Source organism: Winogradskyella sp. HaHa_3_26 (genome assembly GCF_019278425.1).
Classification (GTDB): domain Bacteria; phylum Bacteroidota; class Bacteroidia; order Flavobacteriales; family Flavobacteriaceae; genus Winogradskyella; species Winogradskyella undariae.
Genome location: NZ_CP058981.1, coordinates 390,001 through 392,500, shown reverse-complemented (window position 1 = coordinate 392,500; position 2,500 = coordinate 390,001). Strand labels below are relative to the sequence as shown.

Here is a 2,500-nt window from a genome sequence, read left to right as displayed (position 1 = left end):
AGTGCGTAACAGCTCACTAGTCGAGCGGTTCGGCATGGATAATAATCGGGCATAAACATATTACCGAAGCTATGGACTTATTAATAAGTGGTAGGGGAGCATTGTAGTGTCGTCGAAGGTGAGTCGTGAGGCTTGCTGGAGAAGCTACAAAAGAAAATGTAGGCATAAGTAACGATAATGCGGGCGAGAAACCCGCACACCGAAAGACTAAGGTTTCCTCAGCTATGCTAATCAGCTGAGGGTTAGTCGGGACCTAACGCGAACCCGAAAGGGGTAGTGGATGGCCAACAGGTTAATATTCCTGTACCTGCTCACACTAAAAGTGACGGAGGCGAAAAGTTAGTGCGTACTGACGGAATAGTACGTTGAAGCGAGTGGTAACACCGCGATAGTACACTGAGACTCCGGTCAAGGTGATAATCTAGCAAATCGACTTCCAAGAAAAGCGAGTGAAGCAGCCCGTACCCTAAACCGACACAGGTAGTTGGGATGAGAATTCTAAGGTGCTCGAGAGATTCATGGCTAAGGAACTAGGCAAAATCGACGCGTAACTTCGGGAGAAGCGTCGCCTCCCTTCGGGGAGGCCGCAGTGAAAAAGTCCAGGCGACTGTTTATCAAAAACACAGGGCTCTGCTAAAACGAAAGTTGATGTATAGGGCCTGACACCTGCCCGGTGCTGGAAGGTTAAGTGGAGGGTTTAGAAGTTTACTTCGAAGATCTCAAATGAAGCCCCAGTAAACGGCGGCCGTAACTATAACGGTCCTAAGGTAGCGAAATTCCTTGTCGGGTAAGTTCCGACCTGCACGAATGGTGTAACGATCTGGACACTGTCTCAGCCATGAGCTCGGTGAAATTGTAGTATCGGTGAAGATGCCGATTACCCGCAGTGGGACGAAAAGACCCCGTGAACCTTTACTATAGCTTAGTATTGGCTTTGGATAAGTAATGTGTAGGATAGGTGGGAGACTTCGATGCAGCGTCGCTAGGCGTTGTTGAGTCATTGTTGAAATACCACCCTTTGCTTATCTAGAGTCTAACCTCTAACCAGGGACAGTGCTTGGTGGGTAGTTTGACTGGGGTGGTCGCCTCCAAAAGAGTAACGGAGGCTTCTAAAGGTTCCCTCAGCACGGTTGGTAATCGTGCGTAGAGTGCAATGGCATAAGGGAGCTTGACTGAGAGACATACAGGTCGATCAGGTACGAAAGTAGAGCATAGTGATCCGGTGGTTCCGTATGGAAGGGCCATCGCTCAAAGGATAAAAGGTACTCCGGGGATAACAGGCTGATCTCCCCCAAGAGCTCATATCGACGGGGGGGTTTGGCACCTCGATGTCGGCTCGTCACATCCTGGGGCTGGAGAAGGTCCCAAGGGTTGGGCTGTTCGCCCATTAAAGTGGCACGCGAGCTGGGTTCAGAACGTCGTGAGACAGTTCGGTCTCTATCTACTGTGGGCGTTAGAAATTTGAGTGGATCTGACTCTAGTACGAGAGGACCGAGTTGGACGAACCTCTGGTGTACCTGTTGTTTCGCCAGAAGCATTGCAGGGTAGCTACGTTCGGAAGGGATAAGCGCTGAAAGCATATAAGCGCGAAACCCACCACAAGATGAGATTTCTTTTAAGGGTCGTGGAAGATGACCACGTTGATAGGCTATAGGTGTAAAGGCAGTAATGTCATAGCCAAGTAGTACTAATAACCCATAGGCTTATTGTACAGCGTTTTTTTATAACAGTTTACTATTTATACAGACAGATATCATGTGATTTTTTCAATATGTCAACAATATTAGTGTTGATTATTTATAACAACCCAAGTTCTGATAAACTCAGAATAAAAATTTAAGGTGGTTATAGCGACGGGGCTCACCTCTAACCATTCCGAACAGAGTAGTTAAGCCCGTTTGCGCCGATGGTACTACTTTACTGTGGAAGAGTAGGTCGCCGCCTTTTTAAGAACCCTTGCTAGTTAACTAGTAAGGGTTTTTTGTGTTTTAGAACTTTTTACTCTTTAATTGCTTCTTATTTATCTGAATTTTAATGCTAATACAGTAGTATTAAAAACTGATATTCTTCCTCTTATGTATTAAAAAATTATCTAGAGCTTAATTTTTAGAAAACTAAATCTCAGTTTTCTTTATTTACTATATAATATCCAATTTTAATACCATCCATTTATTAGATTTAGTAATCGAATTCACATTTTTAATAGTTAATTTAAAAGTTAACCAGTTATTATTAATCTTGGATTTTTGAATTTTATTTTTAAGGTTATTTATTATAATTCATAATTAGATTAATTCAATCAATTTTTATTTTTTTATAAAACTCTTTCAGAAAATTCACGTTAACCTTTCTGGCATTTCGCTTTTGCTTTCAAGGAGCAAAAGCGCCGCATCATCCGCTATATCTTTTTTTAGAATAGGCGTTGATCATATAATAAGATCTCACCTATATATAGTAACATTACCTTTTATAAAGTTTTAGGATAAAAAAAGGATGCCGC

General features: G+C 42.7%; 2 rRNA genes (1 of these 2 cut by a window edge). Both read left to right on the top strand.

What is annotated here, in order from left to right:
* Positions 1–1,711, top strand: a 23S ribosomal RNA gene (locus tag H0I32_RS01655) (it extends 1,116 nt beyond the left edge of the window).
* A 126-nt stretch (positions 1,712–1,837) separates the two neighbouring features.
* Positions 1,838–1,947: ribosomal RNA gene (rrf, locus tag H0I32_RS01650) — 5S ribosomal RNA — on the top strand.
* Positions 1,948–2,500: the final 553 nt, after the last annotated feature.